We start from the raw sequence: 21048 nt of genomic DNA, 5'->3' as shown, positions 1-21048 counted from the left end.
AGTCCGTCAGGTGACGTCCACGTCGATCCGGCCGGGGGAGAGCCGCACGGCGTAACCCAGGTCGGTCAGCACCTTCGCCAGCTCATCGGGCGTCGCCGGGTCGGCGGCGCTCTCCAGCAGCCGCCGGGCGATCTCGCCGCGGGTCGCCTTGGCCATGTGGCTGACGACCTTGCCGTCCCGCAGCACCCGCACCGCGACCCCGCGCGCCCCCGCCTTCCACGCGCCCGCGTACGTGGCCGAGCGCATGTCGACGGCCAGCCCGTCCAGCCGGTCCAGCTCCTTGCTCACCAGCGGCCGCCAGAACGTCGCCAGGGCGCCCAGCGGCGGCAGGCTGACCCCCATGGACAGCCGGTACGGCGGCACGCGGTCGGTGATCCGCAGCACGCCCCACAGCCCCGAGAAGATCACCACAGCCCGCTCCGCCCTGGCCCTGGCCTCGGCGTCCAGCGTGGCCAGGCCGAGATTGTCGTAGAGGACGCCGGTGTAGAGCTCGGCGGCCGGCAGCGTGGCCGCCGTCTTCAGCGCGAGGTTCTTGTCCAGCTCGGCGGCCTGGCCCTGGCTGAGGCCCAGAACGTCGAGGGCGTCGCGGCGCTTGGCGGCCTTGATGAGGGCGTTCGTCACGCGGGTGCGCGGCCTGGCGAGGCTGGGGAAGGACAGGTCGCCGACGGCGGGACCGGTGCCGTGGGCGGCCTTGCCCTCGGACGGCGGGAGCAGAATGAGCACGGGTACGGGTTTACCACCTGGGCGGCTGACGTGCGACGTCGCACCCAGAGGGGGCCTGCCGGAGTCTGCCGGAACGTTGGACGCCGGCTGAGTATGCCGGAACCGATTTCACGCGGGCTGGAGCGGGCTGGACCTGGTTGGAGTGGGCTGGAGTCGGCCCGAGTCGGCTGGAGTGGGTCGGCTGGAGAGGCGTGTCCGGGCGGGAGGGCGGCGGTGACCGCGGCGGGGCCGGGCGCGCGTGCCGTACCGGAGGGGCGCCGCTAGGCTGCCGGGATGGATCTCGACCTGCTGATGGACCGGGCGTGGCCCGCGCTCGAGCGCGTCGAGCTGGACGGCTGGACCCTCCGCCACGCCGAAGGGGTGACCAAGCGCGCCAACTCGGTGCTGGTCACGGGCATGCCCGCCGACCTCGGCGGTGCCCTCGAGACCACGGAGGCCTTCTACGCCTGCCGCGGCCTGCCCGCCGTCTTCTCGATCGGGGCGCGGGCGGCGGATCTCGACGCCGTGCTGGAGGAACGCGGCTACCGCGTGGTCGACCCCGTGCACAGCATGGTCGCCCGCACGCCGCTCGGCGCTCCCGCCCACGAGGTGCGCGTCGAGAGCGCCCCATGGCAGGGCTGGCTGGAGTCGTGGTGGGCGGTCGACGGCCGCTACGGCGACGGGCTGGAGGCGGCCGCGAAGATCTGCGCGGGCGTGCCCGCCTGGTACGCGGCGGTGGAGGAGGACGGCGTGGCGCTGGCGGTCGGCCGCGGCGTGCCGCAGGGCGACACGCTGGGCGTCTACTGCATGGCCACGCTTCCGCGGGCCCGCCGTCGCGGGCTGGCGCGCAGCGTGCTCAGGGCGCTGGTGCGGCACGCGGGGTCGGCTACGGCCTACCTGGTGGTCACGGCCGCCAACGAGGCGGCGTCGGCGTTCTACCGCGGCGAGGGGTTCGAGATCCACGGCGGCTACCACTACCGGGTCCGGTGAGGCACACGTTCCCGGTCGTGTGAGGCACACGGCAAGACGCCGGCCGCTCGGCAGGTCGCGCCGTAGGATGCCGGCCGTTCGGTGGGGTGCCGGCGGGGTGGCGTGTGGGTGCCGGCGTCCTGGCGGGTCACCGGCGGTGGCCTGGCGGGCGAGCCGTGAGGAGCGGGGCGCTTGCCAGGGGGCGGATGCCGGTCTCTTGCCGCGGGCGGGGTCACCCGTGAGAAGGCGCAGGCGACGGACCCGGAACACCGGGCCGCCGCCTGCGCTTCATGCCGTATGTGGTTATGTCAGCAGACGAATGCCTGGTCAGCGTTCGTCGGGAGATGCGGATGTGGGGGTTGCGCTGAGCCGAGCCGACTCGTCCAGGATTTCGGCGCCCTTCTCACGCAACACGGCCACGTGCTGACGCCCGTGGTGGGCGCAGAACAGCAGCTCCCCGCCGACAGGCAGGGTCGCGCGAATGTAGGCCTGGGCGCCGCAACGGTCGCAACGGTCGAGGGCCGTCAGCGGCTTAACGGGGGCGAGAGCTCCAGTCACGTATCGCCTTTCGGGTCACCCCCGCCGAAGCGAGGATCTGGCGTCAGTCACTTGAGACAACATCTAACCGGACCTGGACGTTCCCAATCACGGCGTCGCTACGCCCAGAGCGGAATATGGCCCAAGGTAACGTCTGACGCGCCGTTGGTAACGCCAAACGTCGCCTGATGGCAAGCTTGTACGCGCACAGGCGGGAAGAACGGTAAGCTACGCACACGTGTTCGATGCATGACCAGAGGAGCTGGAGTGACGGTAGCGGAGGCGGGTTACACAGCTCGTCACCTGTCGGTGCTTGAGGGCCTCGAGGCGGTCCGCAAGCGCCCTGGGATGTACATCGGGTCCACCGACAGCCGCGGTCTCATGCACTGCCTCTGGGAGATCGTGGACAACGGCGTCGACGAGGCGCTGGCCGGCCACTGCACCCGCATCGAGGTCGAGCTCCACGACGACGGCTCCATCGAGGTCCGCGACAACGGCCGCGGCATCCCGGTCGACATCGAGCCCAAGTCGGGGCTCCCCGGCGTCGAGCTCGTCTACACCAAGCTCCACGCGGGCGGCAAGTTCGGCGGCGGCTCCTACGCCGCCTCGGGCGGCCTGCACGGCGTGGGCGCCTCCGTGGTCAACGCGCTGTCGTCCCGGCTCGACGTCGAGGTCGACCGCGGCGGCCAGATCCACCTGATCAGCTTCAGGCGCGGTGTGCCCGGCGTGTTCGACGGTCCGGGGCCCACCGCCAAGTTCAAGAAGAAGTCCGGCCTGCGCGACGGCGGCAAGCTGCGCGCCGACGCCACCGGCACCCGCGTCCGCTTCTGGGCCGACAAGCAGATCTTCCTGCCCGACGCCGAGGTCTCGATCGACGAGATCCACGTACGGCTGCGCCAGACCGCCTTCCTCGTGCCGGGCCTCACGCTCGTCCTCATCCACGAGGGCAAGACCGAGGAGTTCCGCTTCGACGGCGGCATCTCCGAGTTCACCGAGTTCCTCGCCCGCGACGAGGCGGTCTGCGAGGTCCTGCGGATGCAGGGCGTCGGCCACTTCCACGAGACCGTGCCCGTCCTCGACGACCAGGGCCACATGACGCCCACGGAGGTGCAGCGGGAGCTGTCCGTCGACGTGGCGATCCGCTGGGGCAAGGGCTACGACTCCACCGTCCGCTCCTTCGTCAACGTCATCGCCACCCCCAAGGGCGGCACCCACATCACCGGGTTCGAGCGCGGCCTGGTCCGCACACTCAACGAGCTGCTGCGCGAGACCAGGCTGCTGAAGAACGGCGACGACCCGGTCACCAAGGAGGACATCCTCGAGGGCCTGACCGGCGTGGTCACCGTTCGCGTGCCCGAGCCGCAGTTCGAGGGGCAGACCAAGGAGGTCCTCGGCACCTCGGCCGCCACCCGCATCGTCTCCCATGTCGTCTCGCGTGAGCTCAGGGAGCTGTTCGCCAACCCGCCGCGGCGGGCCAAGCAGCAGTTGCGGGCCGTACTGGAGAAGATCGTCGCCGCTGCCAAGGCGCGCATCGCCGCCCGCGAGCACCGCGACAACCAGCGCCGCAAGAGCGTGCTGGAGAACTCCGCGCTGCCCGCCAAGCTGGTCGACTGCCGCAGCGACGACGTCGACCGCAGCGAGCTGTTCATCGTCGAGGGAGACTCCGCGCTCGGCACGGCCAAGCTGGCCCGCGACTCGGAGTTCCAGGCGCTGCTGCCGATCCGCGGCAAGATCCTCAACGTGCAGAAGGCCTCCGTGGCCGACATGCTGAAGAACGCCGAGTGCGCCGCGATCATCCAGGTGGTCGGCGCGGGCTCGGGGCGCAGCTTCGACCTCGACGCGGCCCGCTACGGCAAGATCATCCTGATGGCCGACGCCGATGTCGACGGCGCGCACATCCGCTGCCTGCTGCTGACCCTCTTCCACCGCTACATGCGGCCGATGGTCGAGGCGGGGCGGGTCTTCGCCGCGGTGCCGCCGCTGCACCGCATCGAGCTGACCAACCCGGGGCGCGGGCAGGACAAGTACATCTACTGCTACTCCGACGCCGAGCTGCACAAGGTGCTGCGCGATCTCGAACGGCGCGGCAAGCGCTGGAAGGATCCGGTGCAGCGCTACAAGGGTTTGGGCGAGATGGACGCCGACCAGCTGGCCGAGACCACGATGGACCCGCGCCACCGCATCCTTCGCCGGGTGCGCATCGAGGACGCCGAGGCGGGCGAGCGTATCTTCGACCTGCTGATGGGCAGCGATGTGGCGCCGCGCAGGGAGTTCATCGTGAGCAGCGCCGCCGAGGTCGACCGCGACCACATCGACGCCTGAGCCGCATCGGACCGGCCGGCTGCGGCTAAGAGGTCGCGCAGATAGGCGTGCTGGTGCTACTCCGGCAGTAAGACAGGCACAGGTCCTGGCGATCATGGAGTTGCGACGCTCTGTGACCACCGGGGAGACCTGTGCCTGTACGTCCATCATGGCTGGCCGAACCACTCTCGGGCCGATTCGCCGCTCTGTTGCCCGAGCGGCCGACGTGCGCGGCGACCCATCCGCTGGGCTGCCACCGCCCACGCATCACCGACCGGATCGTCTTCGACAAGATGCCGCAGCTCCGGCGATTCGGCTGCTCCTGCCAGGCGATCGCCGACACGACCTGCTCGGCCACCACGATCCGCAACCGTCGCGACGAGTGGATCCGGCTCGGCGTCTTCGCCGAACCCAAGCGCGCTGGAGTCCTACGACCGGATCGTCGGCCTCGTCCTCGACCAGATCGCCGTCGACGGCTCCATCACCCAAGCACCAGGCGGCGGCGAGGTCGCAGGGCGTCGCCAGCCGACGTCGTCGGCGCGTTCTTCGACCTCGCCGACACGATCATCACCGTGCGCGGTCTGATCCGGCAGGCATGGATGATTCACCGCTGGGGCGGACGCCCGAATCGCCGACCATGATCGCACCCCTACCCGTACGGCCTCCTACCGCCCCGGGTAGAAGCCCGGAGAGCCCAGCTGCTCGAACCAGCTCGGTGGCTCAGGCGCGGTGAACGCGTTGGCCATCGCGTCCAGCCAGGCGGCGAACGTGGGGAAGTCCGGAGTGGAGTTGGCCAGGTCCTCCCAGTCCCCGCCCTCAACGTAGCGTGCGCGCCCTTCCTGATCGTCGTAGTGGTGGTAGTAGACCGGGTATTCGCCGTCTGCGTCCGGCTGGGTGACATCGAAGCACCAGACCGCCTCGTTGTCTGCGTCGGCGAGGGCGAAGCCGACCAGATGGTTGGTGGACAGCCACCGGCCGTCGCCGCGGTCCACCTGCTCGGGCATATGCACGAGATCGGAGTTCAGCGCAACGATGGCATCGTCACCGACGACGACGAACTCGATGTACCTGTTGGATGAGACGTCCCAGCGCTTACCGGCAAAGGTGTTGTGCTCGGCGAGGAAAGCCCGGTAGCTGGGCGGAGCCGTCCAGTCGACGGTTCCGAAATGGGGCTTCAGCCCTGTCTCGCGGTCGCGGACGGCTTCGGCGGAGGCGGGCTCCGACGCCGTGATGATGACCGTTCCGGATTCGGCGGCGCGGCGAAGGATTGCCAGATTCTCGTGTATCGACATCGTGGTCCTTGATCGGGTGATCGTACGGCTACGTGGGCGTGGCTCGACAACTGTAGGTGCCTGATCGTGGCCGATGACAGCGGTCGGCGGGACGTAGAACTACACAAGGCGATGATGTGTCCAATTACGCAGCGTCACGTTCGAGAACCCCGGCAGCCCGGGTGGGCAAGTCCTGACCCAGCCCGCAGACACCCTCCATTCGCACCAATCCGCGTGGCCTCTAAGCCGGTTCGATGGCCGAGATACGGTACCTGCTGACCTTGGCCGCGCGGATCTGTGCCGTCTGGGCGCCGCTGGGGCCTTCCCCTCGGAAGCGTTCGAGGTCCTCGTCGGTCTCCCAGCGCTCGTAGACGTTGATCCGGTCGGGTTCGAGCAGGTCGGGCGACAGGGCGAAGTCGAAGCAGCCGGGGGCCGACCTGGCCTGCTCCATCACCTCGCGGCAGTCGGCCAGGTATGCGTCGCGGGCGTCGGCGGCCACGTAGAGCTTGCCGGAGATGATGACCACGATGTTCTCCTCGCCTTCTCTGGGCAGCTGTTCGGGTTTCTCGTGAGCCGGTGCCCTTCCTGAGGGGCGGCCCCTGACCCTTCAGCCGGTGCGATCCTCGGGGGAACGGTCTCCGGCGCGCCGGAGGTCCTGTCGCCCGCACCGCCGATCGCCCGGACCAGGCCGCCGGTTTTGCGCCGGGGGATTGGTCAGCCGTCGCCCAGAGGGCTGGACGCCACCACCAGGCCGCCGGGCTGCGCCCGCGCAACGGCCCGGCCGTCACCGGATGGCCAGGCTGGTCGTCCGCCGTCGGGCAGTCCGCCTCGGCGACCCCACGGACACCTGCTCGTCATCCGGCGTGGGGAGCGTGTCCTGCTGGTCAACCGGCGTGGGAGAGACCGCTCTGCTCGTCGTCCTCGCAGGCCTCTCGGCGAAGTTGCTCGGCGCGGTAGTGATGCCATTCGGCGTCGCCGATGTGTGCGGCGGCCAGCATGTCGTGCAGGTCGGCGGTGCGGCGGTGGGCGCGGGCGGCCTGGCGATATCCCTCCTGAGCCGCCGCCTCGGCGCATGCGGCGTGGTAGGCGGCCTGTACGGTGCGCGCTGCCGCCTCGCGGGCCTGCCGTTCCGTGGATCCGTGCGCCCATCCGCCGACCGGATTCCGCTCCAGCTCCTGCAGGCGTTGGGCGATCTGCTCGGCGCGCTCACCGGCCTGCCGAGCCCGCTCGCGAAGTTGCCGAGCCCGCTCACGTGAAGCTTCGACGCGTTCTTCAACCTGGTCGGCCATAGCTGCGCCATACCCTGCCGACCACCTGATCCACCGCGCCTCGAGTACCTGCGCATGCGTGCGGGAGGGCACCGCGTGGCGGGGGTCGGGCCTGCCGACGACATCCCATCGGCGATCAAGACCCCTGCCCACCGGTGAGGGCACGGTCTGACCCTGGGACTCAAGGTCCGGAGGGTGGGAGTGCTCACTCACCAGTGGCTACAGGCTCCGAGTCTGCCCGATCGGCTGGCCCGGTAGTTCCCGCTAGGGAAGTTCGACCGGCATCAGTTTGCCGGTGTGGACGTCGTAGATGGCGCCGCCGATCGGCATGCCGGCGGGCAGGAACGGGCTGGTCCTGATCCTGGTCAGGTCGTGGCGGAGCGCCGCGTCCTGGTCGGGGACCGTGTGGAACTCCAGGCTCCTGGTGTCGACACCGCGTGCGGCGGTCAGGCTGTGCACGTCGGTGTCGGTGACCTTCGCCATGCCGCAGTCGGTGTGCGGCATGACCAGCACCCGCTCCACCCCCAGGAGGTACACCGCGAGGACGAGGGTGCGCAGGACGTCGTCGGTCACTCTGGCGCCCGCGTTGCGAAGGATCTTGGCATCTCCGGCGCGCAGGCCGAGCAGCCCAAGGGGGTCGATGCGGGAGTCCATACACGTCACCACGGCCAGGCCGCGCGCTGCCGTACCGGTGAGGCCGGAATAGGCGAACGTCCGCGCGTACGTCTCGTTCGCCGCGAGCAGGTCATCGAACGCAGTCATGTCTCGATGATTCCGCATGACCGTTTCGTGAAGGTTTCCGGGTCCTGGTTGGCGAGCAAGTTGGCGAACGCCCCACCATCATTGCTCACTTTGCGTGATGATGTTGTAGCCCACCGTGTGTGATCTAAGAGGGTGACGTGAGTAGGACCGAATCACTCGCCGCGTACCTGCGCGATCAGGGGCGACGGCGGCTGGACCGGGTCGAGGTGTCCGACGACGGGCGCAACGCCAGATGCGCGCTCGCGCTGCTCGACGCGGCCGCCTACGTGGGGAGCCTGCCCGAGGACGATCCACTCATCGAGATGCTGGAGAAGGCCGGATGTTTCGGGCCGCTGGGGTTCGACGAGTTCTCTCCTGGAGAGGAGGGGGCTCGCTTCATCCGCGAGTGGGCGGGCAGCGAGCCCTATGAGCTCCTGCTGGCCCTGCCCGCCGTCGCCTCCGCCTGACTCCGGGGCTGAGGGTCGCGCCTGATCCACGCGCCGGCACGGGCACCCCTTCTTCAGCTCGTGCCGCCCTGCCCTCAGCCCCGGGCACACCCCTCCGCCGTCAGGGTGGAGCCCCGGGCGCCCCTCCTGTGCCCGGGTCGGGCGACGAGGAGGTCTGTGTCGCCTGCTCTCAGCGTGGGATGCACCTCTTCTCCAGCCCATGCCGCCTGCCGTCGGCCCCGGGCTCGGCGTCGCCGTCGGGCCGCCGCATGAGAACCGGCCGGCCGGGCAGGGAAGTCGCATGGCAGGAATCGCACGGATGCGCTCGACCGTCATCGACTGCGCCGACCCTCGGGCTCTGGCTGCCTTCTACGCTCAGCTGATCGGCTGGGAGATCACCGGTGACGACGGCGACTGGGTCGTCGTCAGCGACGGCGGGCGCTTCCCCCGGCTCGCCTTCCAGCAGGTCGACGACCACCGTCCGCCGGCCTGGCCGGGCGCCGAGATGCCGCAGCAGTTCCACATCGACGTCACCGTCGACGACATGGACAAGGCCGAGGCGCAGGTCCTCGCGCTGGGAGCGACCAAGCACGAGTACCAGCCGAGCGAGGAGGACGACTTCCGCGTCTTCCTCGACCCGGCCGGGCACCCGTTCTGCCTGTGCGTGGCCGACGACGGCTGAACCAACCCGCCCGGCCCCCACCGGTCAGGCGACCGGCGGTCCATCTGCGGTCGCCCGGAGCAGGTCAGGAGACCGGCAGCCAGGACGCGACCGCCGTGGGCCCGGTCAGTGACCGGAGGCGGGAGCGTCCTGGGGCCGGTCGGGCGACCGGCGGTGCGGTCAGAGCCACCTGGGGCCGGTCAGCGGGCCGCCTGGGTCAGGAGGTCCACCGCCTTCCGCAGGTTCCCCGCCGCCAGCTCGTGGTCGGCCTGCGCCTGCAGGTCCGTACGGCGACCGCCGGCCTGAGCCACGTCCCTGGCCACCGACACCACCGCGTCGTCCTGCGCGAACGTGTCGCTCCTCGACCGTTCGAGCAGCGTCGCCGCCACGCCGAGCGAGGCCAGCACCACGCGTGCCTCTCGCACGCTGCCGTCGGCGTTCCAGTGGCGGGAGCCCAGCGCCACGCCGAGCGCCGTGGCGGCCGCGCGGGAGCCGCCGTCACCCCTGGCCAGCTCGTCCCGCACCGCCTTGAGCCTGGGCCGGGCCGGGTCGGTCCGCAGTCCCCAGCCGTAGGGGAAGAGCGGGTCGTAGGCGGCGTCACCCACGTTGATCGGCAGTTGCCCCGCCGTACGGAACCAGGTGAAGGGCAGCCTGCCGGTGTACGGCACGGCCCCGAACAGCGGGTCGCTCACGCCCGCGCCCTCGGAGCCCGGCAGCCAGGAGGCGACGAGCGCTTCCACGCCGGACAGCTCGCCCAGCGCCAGCGGCCGTCCCGACACGACGAGCACGACGCACTTCAGCGCCCCGCAGACCTTGTCGACGGCCGCCCGGTCGGCGGGCGACAGGTCGAGCGTGCGGCCCTGGCGGCCGACGTCGCCGAAGCCCTCGGCGTACGGCCGCTCGCCCACGACGACCACGCCCACGTCGTGTCCCTCCAGCGGCGCGGAGGCGTCGGCGGAGTGGGTGACGGCGGCGGCACGGGCGCGGATGCCCTGCAGGATCGTGGTGCCCTGGGTGATCGGCCCCGGCGAACCCTGCCAGCTGATCGTCCAGCCGCCCATCTGGTTGCCGAGGTCGTCGGCGTTGGAGCCGGCGACGTAGACCTTCGCCGAGGGCCGCAGCGGGAGGAGACCGTCGTCGTTCTTGAGCAGCACCTGCGAGGCGGCGGCGGCCGTGCGTGCCACGGCGCGGTGGGCGGCCGAGCCGACCTCGGGCAGGCCGTCCCTGTCGGCGTAGGGGCGTTCGAACAGGCCCAGCTCGAACTTCTGGGTGAGGATGCGCGCGACCGCGTCGTCGATCCGCGACCGCGCCACCCGGCCCGCGGTCACCTCGGCGGTCAGCGCCTCGACGAAGGCGGTGTAGGCGTACGGCACCATGATCATGTCGAGGCCGGCGTTGACGGAGGTGCGTACGTCGCTCGCCTGGTCACCGGGGATCTGGTCGATGGCCTGCCAGTCGCTGACCACGAAGCCCTTGAAGCCGAGCCGCCCCTTGAGCACCCCGGTGATCAGCTCCTGGTGGGCGTGCATCTTGGTGGCGCCGACGCTGGAGAAGGACGGCATGACGCTGCCCACGCCGCGCCTGACCGCCTCGGCGAACGGCGCCAGATGGACGGCCTCGAGCTCGGCCCGGTCGCCGGTGTAGACCCCCTGGTCGATGGTGTAGTCGGCGGTGGTCGAGGAGCCGTAGGCGGTGCCGCCGTCGCCCACGTAGTGCTTGGCGGTGGCCAGCACGCCCTTCTTCCGCAGGCCCGTCACGATCGCGGCCATGCGCGAGACCAGCGCGGGGTCCTCGCCGAAGGACTCGTAGGCCCTGCCCCAGCGGTCGTCGCGGGAGACGCACAGGCACGGCGCGAAGTCCCACGGGATGCCGGTCGCCTTCACCTCCTCGGCCGTGATCGCGCCCGTCCTCTCGACGAGCGCCGGATCACGGGTGGCGCCCAGACCGGCGTTGTGCGGGAAGATCGTGGCGCCGACCACGTTGTTGTGGCCGTGGACGGCGTCGACGCCGTAGATCAGCGGGATCTGCAGCCTGGTCTGCCGGGCGCGCAGCTGGTAGCCGTCCACCATGTCGGCCCAGCCCTCGGGGGTGTTGGTGGCGGGCGCGGAGCCGCCGCCCGACAGCAGCGAGCCGAGCAGGTACGTGGCGATGTCGTCCTGCTTGGTGAGCGCGCCGCGCTCGGCCTGGGTCATCTGGCCGACCTTCTCGGCGAGCGTCATGCGCCCCATCAGGTCGGCGACGCGCTGCCTGACGGGTCTGCGGGCGTCGAGGTACGGCAGGCCGTGCGCGTCGATCACCACGACGGCGTCGTCGGCGGGCGGTGAGACGCCCTCGCCGGACAGCACGATCGGGATGGTCTCGGCCGCCTCGGGGTCGGCGTCGGCCTTCGTGGCGACGGTGAAGGTCTTCGTGGTCCCGGCGGGCGAGCCCGCGGGGAACACCAGCGTCCCCTCCACGGGCGTGTAGTCCGATCCGGGTGTGGCCGTGCCCGATCCGGTCGCGTAGCGGACGGTCAGATCCGTCGCGGGCACCGCGGAGATGGCGACGCCCACCTGGGCCGCGCCCTTCTCCTTGACCGGGTAGACGGGCGCGCTCGTCGTCAGGCGCACCGGGCGCGGCGGCGCGGTGCCGTACACCTGGACGTCGTCCCACAGCAGGGTGCCGGAGGAGGCGGCCGGGAGGCGCATCGAGTAGCCCCACATGCGCTCCAGGTCGAGCTGTCCGTCGGTGGGGGCGCCGCCCGGCTGGTAGTCGCCGCGCCTGACGAAGTCGGCGAACTTCACCTCGACCCGCCGCCAGCCCGCCTCGGTGTCGGTGAACGACGACTCGAACAGCTCCGAGCTGCCGGGTCCGCCGCCGCCGTCCTTGATCTCGAAGAAGATCCGCTGACCCGAGCCCGTGCCCTTCACCGAGAAGGCGAAGCCCTCGTAGGGCGTCCAGTCCTGCGCGGCGGACAGGTCGTGTGACCATCCGCCCCACTGGCCGACGTCGTAGACGGTCTTCAGCACGCGGCTGGTGTCGGTCTCGATGCTGAGGGTGGGCGTGGACGCCGCGTCGTTGCCCCAGGCGACGACACCGGGCGGGAGGGTGTCGCTCTCGAAGTCGGTGACGGTCAGCGGGGCGGCCGCCTGGGCGGCGGCGGGGACGAGGCAGGTGGATAAGAGCAGGGCGATCGCGCTGAGGGCGCCGATGCGTCGGGGGGTCACTGCGCCTCCTGGCATGAGAGAGCGCTCTCTTGAGCGCACAGTCCTGAATTCAAGGCGTGAAGGAAGGGCGCGTCAAGGTGACCGGTCGGTTCGTCCGGCCTGCTCCGTATCGAGTGCCTGCCCGGGTCCGGCCCGCCGGCTGGTCGCCACGGCACGCGAACGCCCCCGGACTCCCGCTCGGCAAGCGGGTGTCCGGGGGCGTCGCGAGGGTTATGCGGTCGGAGGTGCCTCGTCCGCCGGTGCCGGCGGCTCCGCCTCGGGACCCGACCGCAGCGCTCCACCGATGGCGGCGATCGTGTGGGTCAGCCGCAGCCCCGACCCGTCGCGCCTGCCGATCTCCTCAGGCAGCGGCACCGGCTTGCCGACCGCCGACACCGCCTTGGCCGGAGCGGGCCCCGCCCAGGCCATCAACAGCACGTCCTCCCCCTTGAGGAAGCGCTGCGCCCGCACGCCGCCGGTCGCCCTGCCCTTCGGCGGGAAGTCGGCGTAGTCGGACACCTTGCCGCCGCCCACCTGCGTGCCGGGCAGCGCCGTGGCCGAACCCGCGATCGTCACCACCTGCGCCGGCACGGCCGGGTCGACCACGCCGAACCAGACGACCTTGGCCCCGCTGTCGAGCCTGATGCCCGCCATGCCGCCCGCCGGGCGCCCCTGCGGGCGGACTGTCGAGGCCGGGAAACGCAGCAGCTGCGCGTCGGAGCTGATGAACACCAGGTCGTGATCCTCGGAGTCGAGCTCCACCGCGCCGACGACGGTGTCGCCGTCCTTCAGCCCGATGACCTCGAAGTCGTCGCGGTTGCCCGGATAGTCGGGCACCACCCGCTTCACCACGCCCTGCGCGGTGCCCAGCGCCAGACCGGGACTGTCGGGATCGAGCGAGCCCAGCCCGACCACGACCTCGTCGGGTTCGAGCGCGACGTACTCGGCGATCGGGTGGCCTCCCGACAGCGAGGGCGGGTTGGCCGAGGGCGGCAACGTCGGCAGGTCGACCACGTTGACGCGGATCATGCGCCCCTGCGAGGTCACCACGCCGACCTGGCCCCTGACCGTGCTGCGCACCGCCGAGACCAGCACGTCGTGAGCCGAGCGCTCGCCGCCGCCCGCCAGCGGCGCGGCGTCGCCGGTGCGGGCCAGCAGCCCGGTCGACGACAGCAGCACCAGGCAGGGGTCGTCGGCCACCTGCAGCGTCACCGCGGCCGTGCGGGTCAGGCCCGACGACTCCAGCAGCACCGTACGGCGCGGCGTGCCGTACTTCTTCGCCACGTCGGCCAGCTCGCCCGAGACCACCTGGCGCAGCCGGGCGTCGGAGGACAGGATGTCGGTGAGGTCGGCGATCTCCTCCGACAGCGTCTCCTTCTCCCGGTCGAGCTCCAGCTTGTCGAAGCGGGTCAGGCGGCGCAGCGGGGTGTCGAGGATGTAGCCGGCCTGGATCTCCGACAGGTCGAAGACCTCCATCAGGCGGGCGCGGGCCTGCGCGGAGTCGTCGCTGGCACGGATGACCTGGATGACCTCGTCGATGTTGAGCAGCGCGACGATCAGGCCGTCGACCAGGTGCAGGCGCTCCTCGCGCTTGCGCCTGCGGTGCTCCGAGCGGCGCCGGACGACCTCGAGCCGGTGCTCGACATAGACCTTGAGCAGCTCGCGCAGGCCGAGCGTGCGCGGCTCGCCGTCGACGAGCGCGACGTTGTTGATGCCGAAGGTCTCCTCCATCGGCGTGAGCCGGTAGAGCTCCTCCAGCACCGCCTCGGGGATGAACCCGTTCTTGATCTCGATGACCAGGCGCAGGCCCTTGTGCCGGTCGGTGAGGTCCTTCAGGTCGGCGATGCCCTGGAGCTTCTTGGCGTTGACCAGCTCCTTGATCTTGCCGATCACCCGCTCGGGGCCGACGTTGAACGGCAGCTCGGTGACGACGATGCCCTTGCGGCGCGGGGTGATCTGCTCGACCGCGCACGTGGCGCGCATGCGGAAGGTGCCGCGCCCGCTCTCGTAGGCGTCGCGCACACCCTGCAGCCCGATGATCATGCCGCCGGTCGGCAGGTCGGGCCCCGGCACGAACTTCATCAGCTCGTCGAGCGTCGCCTCCGGCTTCTTGATCAGGTGGCGGGCGGCCGCGACGACCTCGACGAGGTTGTGCGGCGCCATGTTGGTCGCCATGCCGACCGCGATGCCGGTCGTGCCGTTGACCAGCAGGTTCGGGAAGGCCGAGGGCAGGACCGTGGGCTCGGTCTCCTGGCCGTCGTAGTTGGGCTTGAAGTCGACGGTGTCCTCGTCGATCGACTGCACCATCAGCATGGCCGCGGGGGCGAGCCTGGCCTCGGTGTAGCGCATGGCCGCCGGCAGGTCGTCGGGCGAGCCGAAGTTGCCGTGGCCGTCGACCAGCGGGATGCGCATCGAGAACGGCTGGGCGCAGCGCACCAGCGCGTCGTAGATGGCGGTGTCGCCGTGGGGGTGGAGCTTGCCCATGACGTCGCCGACGACCCGCGAGGACTTCACGTGGCCGCGGTCTGGGCGCAGGCCCATCTCGCTCATCGAGTAGAGGATGCGGCGCTGGACGGGCTTGAGCCCGTCGCGCGCGTCGGGCAGCGCACGCTGGTAGATCACCGAGTAGGCGTACTCGAGGAAGCTCGTGCGCATCTCCGCGGACACGTCGATGTCGACGATCCGCTCCTCGAAGTCCTCGTCAGGCGGGGGTGTGGTCGTCCGTCGGGCCATGTCGAACATTGTGCCGAAGAATCTTGGGTGCCCGCGACTCGCGCGATGGGTTTGTCCGGCTTGCTGGCGAAAGTCGCCTGGCCCCAGGCGCGCGGGCCCTTATGACACTCCGGTCAGCCCCCTCTCCCACGCGCCCTGGAACGGACCGCGGGAGCCCTACCCGCCCTGAAGCGGGCCGCGGAAGCCCATGCGCTGCCGCCGGGCCCGTGCGGCGGTCCGCGGCCGAGCCGGCCGGTGGGGGAGGCGGTCGGACTGCTTCGCCGGCCGGCGAAGAGGTGGCCGGACTGCTTCGCCGCCCGGCCGTCGGCGCCGAGGGGTTCGCCAGGCAGGGCCGGCGGCTCAGGTGGGACGGCGGGCGCCCGGCCACGGTCCAGGCGTCTCGCCCTCGTCCTCGTCGCCCGGCTCGTTCAGCCGCTCGTCATACACCTCGAACCCCCGCGCCCGATAGTTCGCCAGCGCCGCAGGGCCGTCGAGCGTGCAGGTGTGCATCCACACGCGTTCGGTGGCGGGCAGGTCGGGCCAGCGCGAGGCGAGGTCCCACGCGCGTGCCGTACCGACGGAGAGCAGGTGCCCGCTCACACCCTCGCCCATCGCGAACGGCAGCAGCCCGAAGTAGGCGATCTCCACCTGGGCGCCCGGCTGCGGGTCGAGCTCGAGGTAACCGGCGGGTGTGCCGCGGTGCCAGGCGACCCAGGTCTCGAGGCCGGGCCTGGTCAGATAGGCCATCCACTCGTCGTAGGTCCAGCCGAGCCGGTCGGTCCACTGCCAGTCGCCGCCGACCGCCGTGTAGAGGAACCTGCTGAACTCGGGCGACGGCACCTCGGCGCGCACCACCTCGACCGGCAGCCTGGGCGGTTTGGCGGGGATCAGCGCCTCGGGTGAGCGCTGTTCCAGATACCAGGTGATGACATCCACGCCCGATATTTCAGCACGTCGTCCCCTTGGCGGGGACAACGAGGTCGGCCAGGTAGCGGTTGAGGTGGGCTCTGGCGCACGCGTTGCCCAGATAGAGCGTGTGGCCGGGACCGTCGTGCCGCACCAGGCCGCTGCCCGGCACCTGGGCCAGCACCCGCGCCACGGCGTCCGACTCGCCCCAGGCGCCCGCGCCGACGAGCGGCGGCAGGCCCTTCGGCAGCGGGCTCGGCGGGTTGGTCACCTTCACCGGCCAGCCCACGCAGGTCAGGGTCGCCGTCGCCAGCGTGTTGGCGGTGCCCGTGCCGGGCGCGATCCTGTTCAGCCTGGCCACGGTCGCGGCCATCTCCCGGCGGTCGGCGAAGCGCGGCCAGTCGGCGCACTCGGTCACGCCGGTCGCCGCGTCCGGATAGCGCAGGCCGCGGGCGGGCAGGAACCCCGACGCGTCGCCCCGCGCGGCCCTCTCGATCGCCGCCGACAGGGCAGGCCAGCCCTGCGGTCCCTGCCGGACGAACGCCATGGCCAGACCCTGCAGGTCTCGACCGTCGTAGGCCACCCCGGCCCCGGCGGGGACGGGCGAGCGGTCGGCCCTGGCGACGAGCCGGCGCCAGAACGACGGCGTGCACGCCCGCTCCTCGCACGAGGCGAAGAACCTGCCCATGGCCTGCTCGTTCTGCCGGGCGGTCGCCTCCAGCTCGGCCGCCCAGTCGGCGGTGCTGTGGTTCCACGTGCCGTCCAGGACCATCGCCCTGACCTTGCCGGGGAACAGCCGGGCGTAGGCCTGGCCGTAGAAGCCGGCGTAGGAGGCGCCGTAGTAGGTCAGCCGGGGTTCGCCGAGCGCCTTCCTGATGGCCTCCATGTCCCTGGCGTGGTCGGCCGAGCTCATGTTCGCGAACAGCTCGGGGTCGCGGTTGCGGCACGCCTCGGCGATGCCGCGGTTGGTGTCGGACATCCTGGCGAACTCGGCGTCGTCCTCGGGGAAGGCGGGGATCGGGACGCGCGTCCACACGCACGGCAGGCCCGTGCTGGTGCCCTCGAACTGCTCGCCGTAGCCACGGGTGTCCCAGGTGACGATGTCCATCCGCGCGCGCAACTCGGACAACAGCTGGGGCATGGACTCCGTCAGCTTGATCCCCGGCGCGCCCGGCCCGCCGTACGCGATGAGGACCGCCCCTGCCGACCGGCCCGTGGCGCGGAACCTGCCGACCTTGAGGGTGAGCGTGCGCCCGTCGGGCTTGGACCAGTCCACGGGGACGGACACATCCAACCGCTCCATCCGCTCGGCCGGCCCGGTGGGCGGAGCGCTCCCCGTCGGGTTCGCCCTGGTGGACGGGTCCTGGGTCGGCGTGCCCGCCGTCAGGCGCACGGCGGCGGACGGACCGGCGGCAGGCGGGTACGGCGCGGCGCCCGCGGGTGGGGAGGCGGTGAGGGTGGCGGAGCCGAGCAGGGCAAGGCTCACCAGAGCACGTGTGATCATGCGCGACACGCTGCCGGAGCATCGCGGCCCGGCACATCGGACCAGGGTCTGACATCCTCACCCCTCACTCACTTGACCAAGCAATTGCTTGGCAAGTACGGTCCCGGGGAGGAGATCCCCTGGAGGCGTCATGATCGAGTTCCATCCGGTGACCAAGCACATCGGCGCCGAGGTGACCGGCGTCGACCTGCGCAAACCCCTCTCGCCCGAGGAGGTCGCCACCATCAGGCAGGGCTGGCTCGACCACCTCGTGCTCTTCTTCCGCGACCAGCACATCGACGACGACCAGCACCTGCAGTTCGCCCTCAACTTCGGCACGCTCAACCACCCCGCCTTCAAGAAGGACGGGGCCAGCCCCATCCACGTGCTCGACCAGACCGACCCCAAGGGCGAGGGCGGCGACGAGTGGCACAGCGACAACACCTTCGAGCCGACCCCGCCGATGGGCTCCCTGCTGCGCTGCGTCCAGCTGCCGAGCGTCGGCGGCGACACGCTGTGGGCCAACACCTACCTCGCCTACGAGACGCTCTCGCCGCCGCTTCAGCGCCTGTGCGACGAGCTGACCGCGGTCCACGACATCACCGGCTCCATGACGAAGGCCATCTCCAAGGGACACCCCTTCGACCTGGCCGAAGTCCAGGCCGCGTGGCCGCCGCTGGTGCGCCCGGTCGTCCGCACCCACGCCGAGACGGGACGCAAGGCGCTGTTCGTCAACCGCTCGTCCACCACCCGGCTCGTCGAACTCGGCGACAGGGAGAACGAGGCGCTGCTGCCCCTGCTGATCGACCACATCCGCTCGCCCGAGTACCAGGTGCGGCTGCGATGGCGTCCCGGCACGCTCGCCTTCTGGGACAACCGCTCCACCCAGCACTACGCCGTCGCCGACTACACCGAACGCCGCCGCATGCACCGCGTCACCATCAACGCCTTCCCCGAACACGCCGACCCCGCCTGACCGGTCTCCCGCGCCCGGCGGGCCCGCACCGGCGGGCGCGCGGGACCCCGCGGCACCGGCGCCTCGCGGCATCCTGGCGCGGCGTCTCCCGAACGGTGCGTGCTGTCCGGCGCCGGTCCGCCTGGCCCGCCGATGCGCGCACCGCCCTCTCCCGGCGCGCCACCCGGCCAGGCCTTGGGACGTCCCATCCGTGGTCACCGGCGCGCCGTCCGACCGGTCGTCCGGCCCGTACGGCAAGCCGTCCCACGCGCCACCCCGGTCACCGGCTGACGCCTGTCCAGGGTCACGCGTCACCGAGCGCACGTGGCGGGCCGCCGTCACGGACACCCCGCCCAGCCGCTCACCCCCGCCGGTCCAGCCGCTTACTCCGCCTGTCCAGGCGCTCGACTACTCCCACAGGCCATGGGCGATGTGACGGCGGCCCGCCGGAGTCCCGCTGGAGTGGCGTGGAGGACAGACCCCGGCCCCGCACCCACGGTGGGCGTGACCGGGCCTGCCGTACCGGAGGGGCCGGGCAGGGGGCCGTACCAGAGGGGCCGGGCAGGGGGCCGTACCAGAGGGGCCGGGCAGGGGGCCCTACAGGAGGAGCGGGCAGGGGCCGTACAGGAGGGGCGGCAGAGGCCGTACAGGAGGGGCGGATAGGGGGCCCTACAGGGGATCTATCGGGGAGTGGGGGCCGGGTCCGGCTGCGGATCGGGGATGCGGCGTGGCGCAGGCGGACGAATTCGTCGCCCGGACCTGGTAACAAGGACCACATGACTGATGCGGTCGCGATGATGCGGGAAGAAGCCGAAGCCCACCTTCGCGCGCTGGCGGGCGATCACGCCCGGCTGCGTGACGACCAGTGGTCGGCGATCGAGGCGCTCGTGGTCGACCGCCGCCGGGTTCTGGTGGTGCAGCGCACCGGCTGGGGCAAGTCGGCCGTCTACTTCGTCGCCACCGCGTTGCTGCGGGAGCTCGGCGAGGGCCCGACCGTCATCGTGTCCCCGCTGCTGGCCCTGATGCGCAACCAGATCGCCGCCGCCGAGCGGGCCGGGATCCGCGCCGTCACGATCAACTCCGCCAACCCCGAGGAGTGGGAGGAGATCTACGGCCGCGTGGCCGAGGGCCTGGTCGACGTGCTGCTGGTCAGTCCTGAGCGGCTCAACAACCCCGACTTCCGCGACAACGTCCTGCCCGAGCTGGCCGAGAGCGCGGGGCTGGTGGTGGTCGACGAGGCCCACTGCATCTCCGACTGGGGTCACGACTTCCGGCCCGACTACCGCAGGCTCGCCACGCTGTTCGAGGAGCTGCCGCCCGGCATCCCCGTGCTGGCCACGACCGCGACCGCCAACGCGCGCGTCACCCGCGACGTGGCCGAGCAGCTCGGGGGCGACGACACGCTGGTTCTGCGCGGGCCGCTGGAGCGCGACAGCCTGCACCTGTCGGTCGTCCGGCTGGGGAGCGCCGAGCAGCGGCTGGCCTGGCTGGCCCAGACGCTCCACGAGCTGCCGGGCTCCGGCATCGTCTACACCCTCACGGTCGCCGCGGCCCACGAGATCGCCACCTACCTGCGCGAGCAGGGGCACGAGGTCGCCGCCTACTCCGGCCAGACCGATCCCGCCGAACGTCTGGCCGCCGAGGAGGCCCTGCTCAACAACAAGATCAAGGCGCTCGTGGCGACCAGCGCGCTCGGCATGGGCTTCGACAAGCCCGACCTGGGCTTCGTCATCCACGTCGGCGCGCCGCAGTCGCCCGTCGCCTACTACCAGCAGGTCGGCCGCGCGGGCCGCGGTGTCGAGCGGGCCGAGGTCATCCTGCTGCCCGGCACGGAGGACCGCGACATCTGGGCGTACTTCGCCTCGCTCGCCTTCCCGCCCGAGCCGGTCGTGCGGGCCACGCTCCAGGCGCTGGAGCAGGGCGGCGTGCTGTCCACCCAGGCCCTCGAGAACGTCGTCGACCTCAGCCGCAGCCGTCTGGAGATGATGCTCAAGGTCCTCGACGTCGACGGCGCCGTCCGCAGGGTCAAGGGCGGCTGGACGGCGACCGGCGAGGAGTGGGCCTACGACGCCGAGCGTTACGCCCGCATCGCCGCCGAGCGCAAGGCCGAGCAGGAGGCCATGCTCGGCTACCTGACCACGTCCGAGTGCAGGGAGGAGTACCTGCGCAGGCGGCTCGACGACGAGGCCGCGGCCCCGTGCGGGCGGTGTGACAACTGCACGGGCACGCACCGCTCGCCGGAGATCGCGGCGGCGGCGGTGGAGCGCGCCCGGCAGACGCTCGAGAGGCCGGGGGTCGAGGTGGAGGCGCGCCGGCAGTGGCCCACCGGCCTGGCCGACCTGTCCGGACGCATCAAGCCCGACCTGGGCGCCGAGCCGGGCAGGGCGCTGGGCAGGCTGACCGACATCGGATGGGGCAACCGGCTGCGGGAGCTGTTCAACGGACCCGACGGGCCGGTCCCCGACGACATGTTCAAGGCGGTCGTCCAGGTGCTGGCGGCGTGGGAGTGGCGGCAGCGGCCCGTCGCCGTGGTGAACGTGCCGTCGGCGTCGCGTCCGGTGCTGGTCAGAGGGTTCGCCGAGCGGCTGGCGCAGGTCGGCAGGCTCACCTACCTGGGCGAGCTGGGCTACCGGGCGGGCGCGCCGGGGCAGCAGTTCAACAGCGCCAAGCGGGTGCAGGCGATCAGGGCGACGCTGGCCATGCCGCGGGAGCTCGGCGCGGAGATCGCGCGGTGCGGCGGGCCGGTGCTGCTGGTCGACGACCGGGTGGACACCGGGTGGACGATGACACTGGCCGCGGCCCTGATCCGCCACGCGGGCGCGCCCGCCGTCATGCCCCTCGCCCTCGCCACCACCTCCTGACGCCGCGCCCGGGTCGCCCGCGGCCCGCCGCCGGTCCCGCGATGCGGGGC

Annotated in this window: 16 protein-coding genes and 1 pseudogene; 7 read left to right on the top strand and 10 right to left on the bottom strand. The window is 71.7% G+C overall.

The window, feature by feature from the left end:
- Positions 1-6: 6 nt before the first annotated feature.
- Positions 7-723: a peroxide stress protein YaaA gene (yaaA, locus tag ABZX22_RS02015; RefSeq protein ID WP_354905094.1), complete on the bottom strand. Its 717-nt coding sequence runs from the start codon at positions 721-723 to the stop codon at positions 7-9.
- A 273-nt stretch (positions 724-996) separates the two neighbouring features.
- Between yaaA and ABZX22_RS02010 the strand changes: the two genes are divergently transcribed.
- Positions 997-1692: a GNAT family N-acetyltransferase gene (locus tag ABZX22_RS02010; RefSeq protein WP_354905092.1), complete on the top strand. Its 696-nt coding sequence runs from the start codon at positions 997-999 to the stop codon at positions 1690-1692.
- Positions 1693-1998: 306 nt separating this feature from the next.
- Here the strand turns inward: ABZX22_RS02010 and ABZX22_RS02005 are convergent, their stop codons facing one another.
- Complete coding sequence (locus ABZX22_RS02005) at positions 1999-2229, bottom strand: hypothetical protein (RefSeq protein ID WP_354905090.1); 231 nt, start codon at positions 2227-2229, stop codon at positions 1999-2001.
- A 246-nt stretch (positions 2230-2475) separates the two neighbouring features.
- Between ABZX22_RS02005 and ABZX22_RS02000 the strand changes: the two genes are divergently transcribed.
- Positions 2476-4530, top strand: coding sequence for a DNA topoisomerase IV subunit B (locus ABZX22_RS02000; protein ID WP_354905087.1), 2055 nt, complete (start codon positions 2476-2478; stop codon positions 4528-4530).
- Positions 4531-4661: 131 nt separating this feature from the next.
- A pseudogene (locus ABZX22_RS01995) lies at positions 4662-5150 on the top strand (hypothetical protein).
- Between the two features lie 24 nt (positions 5151-5174).
- Here ABZX22_RS01995 and ABZX22_RS01990 read toward each other — a convergent pair.
- The 4 genes from ABZX22_RS01990 to ABZX22_RS01975 form a co-directional block, all read right to left on the bottom strand.
- Complete coding sequence (locus tag ABZX22_RS01990) at positions 5175-5801, bottom strand: hypothetical protein (protein WP_354905085.1); 627 nt, start codon at positions 5799-5801, stop codon at positions 5175-5177.
- Between the two features lie 220 nt (positions 5802-6021).
- On the bottom strand, positions 6022-6306 hold the full coding sequence (locus tag ABZX22_RS01985) for an antibiotic biosynthesis monooxygenase family protein (protein WP_354905083.1): 285 nt from the start codon (positions 6304-6306) through the stop codon (positions 6022-6024).
- Positions 6307-6664: 358 nt separating this feature from the next.
- Entirely contained in the window at positions 6665-7069 is a 405-nt protein-coding gene (locus ABZX22_RS01980) for a hypothetical protein (RefSeq protein WP_354905080.1), read from the bottom strand.
- Between the two features lie 243 nt (positions 7070-7312).
- Positions 7313-7810 (bottom strand): carbonic anhydrase, encoded by a 498-nt coding sequence (locus ABZX22_RS01975; RefSeq protein ID WP_354905077.1) that lies wholly within the window; start codon positions 7808-7810, stop codon positions 7313-7315.
- Positions 7811-7947: 137 nt separating this feature from the next.
- Between ABZX22_RS01975 and ABZX22_RS01970 the strand changes: the two genes are divergently transcribed.
- Together ABZX22_RS01970 and ABZX22_RS01965 are read left to right on the top strand one after the other, a co-directional pair.
- Positions 7948-8256: a hypothetical protein gene (locus ABZX22_RS01970; protein ID WP_354905074.1), complete on the top strand. Its 309-nt coding sequence runs from the start codon at positions 7948-7950 to the stop codon at positions 8254-8256.
- A 280-nt stretch (positions 8257-8536) separates the two neighbouring features.
- A complete protein-coding gene (locus ABZX22_RS01965) occupies positions 8537-8917 on the top strand; it encodes a VOC family protein (RefSeq protein WP_354905071.1) in 381 nt (126 codons plus the stop codon).
- A gap of 179 nt (positions 8918-9096) precedes the next feature.
- On the opposite strand, the gene ABZX22_RS01960 is transcribed toward ABZX22_RS01965, so the two are convergent.
- The 4 genes from ABZX22_RS01960 to ABZX22_RS01945 form a co-directional block, all read right to left on the bottom strand.
- On the bottom strand, positions 9097-12102 hold the full coding sequence (locus ABZX22_RS01960; RefSeq protein WP_354905068.1) for a glycoside hydrolase family 3 N-terminal domain-containing protein: 3006 nt from the start codon (positions 12100-12102) through the stop codon (positions 9097-9099).
- 210 nt (positions 12103-12312) lie between these two features.
- Positions 12313-14814 (bottom strand): DNA topoisomerase IV subunit A, encoded by a 2502-nt coding sequence (locus ABZX22_RS01955; RefSeq protein WP_354905066.1) that lies wholly within the window; start codon positions 14812-14814, stop codon positions 12313-12315.
- Positions 14815-15153: 339 nt separating this feature from the next.
- The gene (locus ABZX22_RS01950) at positions 15154-15729 is read right to left on the bottom strand and encodes a GNAT family N-acetyltransferase (RefSeq protein WP_354905063.1); all 576 of its coding nucleotides are present in this window, start codon (positions 15727-15729) and stop codon (positions 15154-15156) included.
- Between the two features lie 10 nt (positions 15730-15739).
- On the bottom strand, positions 15740-17203 hold the full coding sequence (locus ABZX22_RS01945; protein ID WP_354905061.1) for an alpha/beta fold hydrolase: 1464 nt from the start codon (positions 17201-17203) through the stop codon (positions 15740-15742).
- A gap of 130 nt (positions 17204-17333) precedes the next feature.
- Here ABZX22_RS01945 and ABZX22_RS01940 point away from each other — a divergent pair, with 130 nt between their 5' ends.
- Together ABZX22_RS01940 and ABZX22_RS01935 are read left to right on the top strand one after the other, a co-directional pair.
- Positions 17334-18158: a TauD/TfdA family dioxygenase gene (locus ABZX22_RS01940; protein WP_354905059.1), complete on the top strand. Its 825-nt coding sequence runs from the start codon at positions 17334-17336 to the stop codon at positions 18156-18158.
- Between the two features lie 755 nt (positions 18159-18913).
- Positions 18914-20998 (top strand): RecQ family ATP-dependent DNA helicase, encoded by a 2085-nt coding sequence (locus ABZX22_RS01935; protein ID WP_354905056.1) that lies wholly within the window; start codon positions 18914-18916, stop codon positions 20996-20998.
- Positions 20999-21048: the final 50 nt, after the last annotated feature.

The organism is Nonomuraea sp. NPDC003804, from assembly GCF_040610675.1.
In the GTDB taxonomy this organism is placed as follows: domain Bacteria; phylum Actinomycetota; class Actinomycetes; order Streptosporangiales; family Streptosporangiaceae; genus Nonomuraea.
Note: the sequence above shows the minus strand (reverse complement) of the source record. Positions and strands in the feature narration are given on the sequence as shown.

Bases quoted from the DNA above. Each gene is read 5' to 3' on its own strand.
- ABZX22_RS01980 (WP_354905080.1), bottom strand. From the start codon at position 7,069: ATGGCCGACCAGGTTGAAGAACGCGTCGAAGCTTCACGTGAGCGGGCT.
- ABZX22_RS01955 (WP_354905066.1), bottom strand. From the start codon at position 14,814: ATGGCCCGACGGACGACCACACCCCCGCCTGACGAGGACTTCGAGGAG.
- ABZX22_RS01975 (WP_354905077.1), bottom strand. From the start codon at position 7,810: ATGACTGCGTTCGATGACCTGCTCGCGGCGAACGAGACGTACGCGCGG.
- ABZX22_RS01965 (WP_354905071.1), top strand. From the start codon at position 8,537: ATGGCAGGAATCGCACGGATGCGCTCGACCGTCATCGACTGCGCCGAC.
- ABZX22_RS01990 (WP_354905085.1), bottom strand. From the start codon at position 5,801: ATGTCGATACACGAGAATCTGGCAATCCTTCGCCGCGCCGCCGAATCC.
- ABZX22_RS01940 (WP_354905059.1), top strand. From the start codon at position 17,334: ATGATCGAGTTCCATCCGGTGACCAAGCACATCGGCGCCGAGGTGACC.
- ABZX22_RS02010 (WP_354905092.1), top strand. From the start codon at position 997: ATGGATCTCGACCTGCTGATGGACCGGGCGTGGCCCGCGCTCGAGCGC.
- ABZX22_RS01935 (WP_354905056.1), top strand. From the start codon at position 18,914: ATGACTGATGCGGTCGCGATGATGCGGGAAGAAGCCGAAGCCCACCTT.
- ABZX22_RS01945 (WP_354905061.1), bottom strand. From the start codon at position 17,203: ATGATCACACGTGCTCTGGTGAGCCTTGCCCTGCTCGGCTCCGCCACC.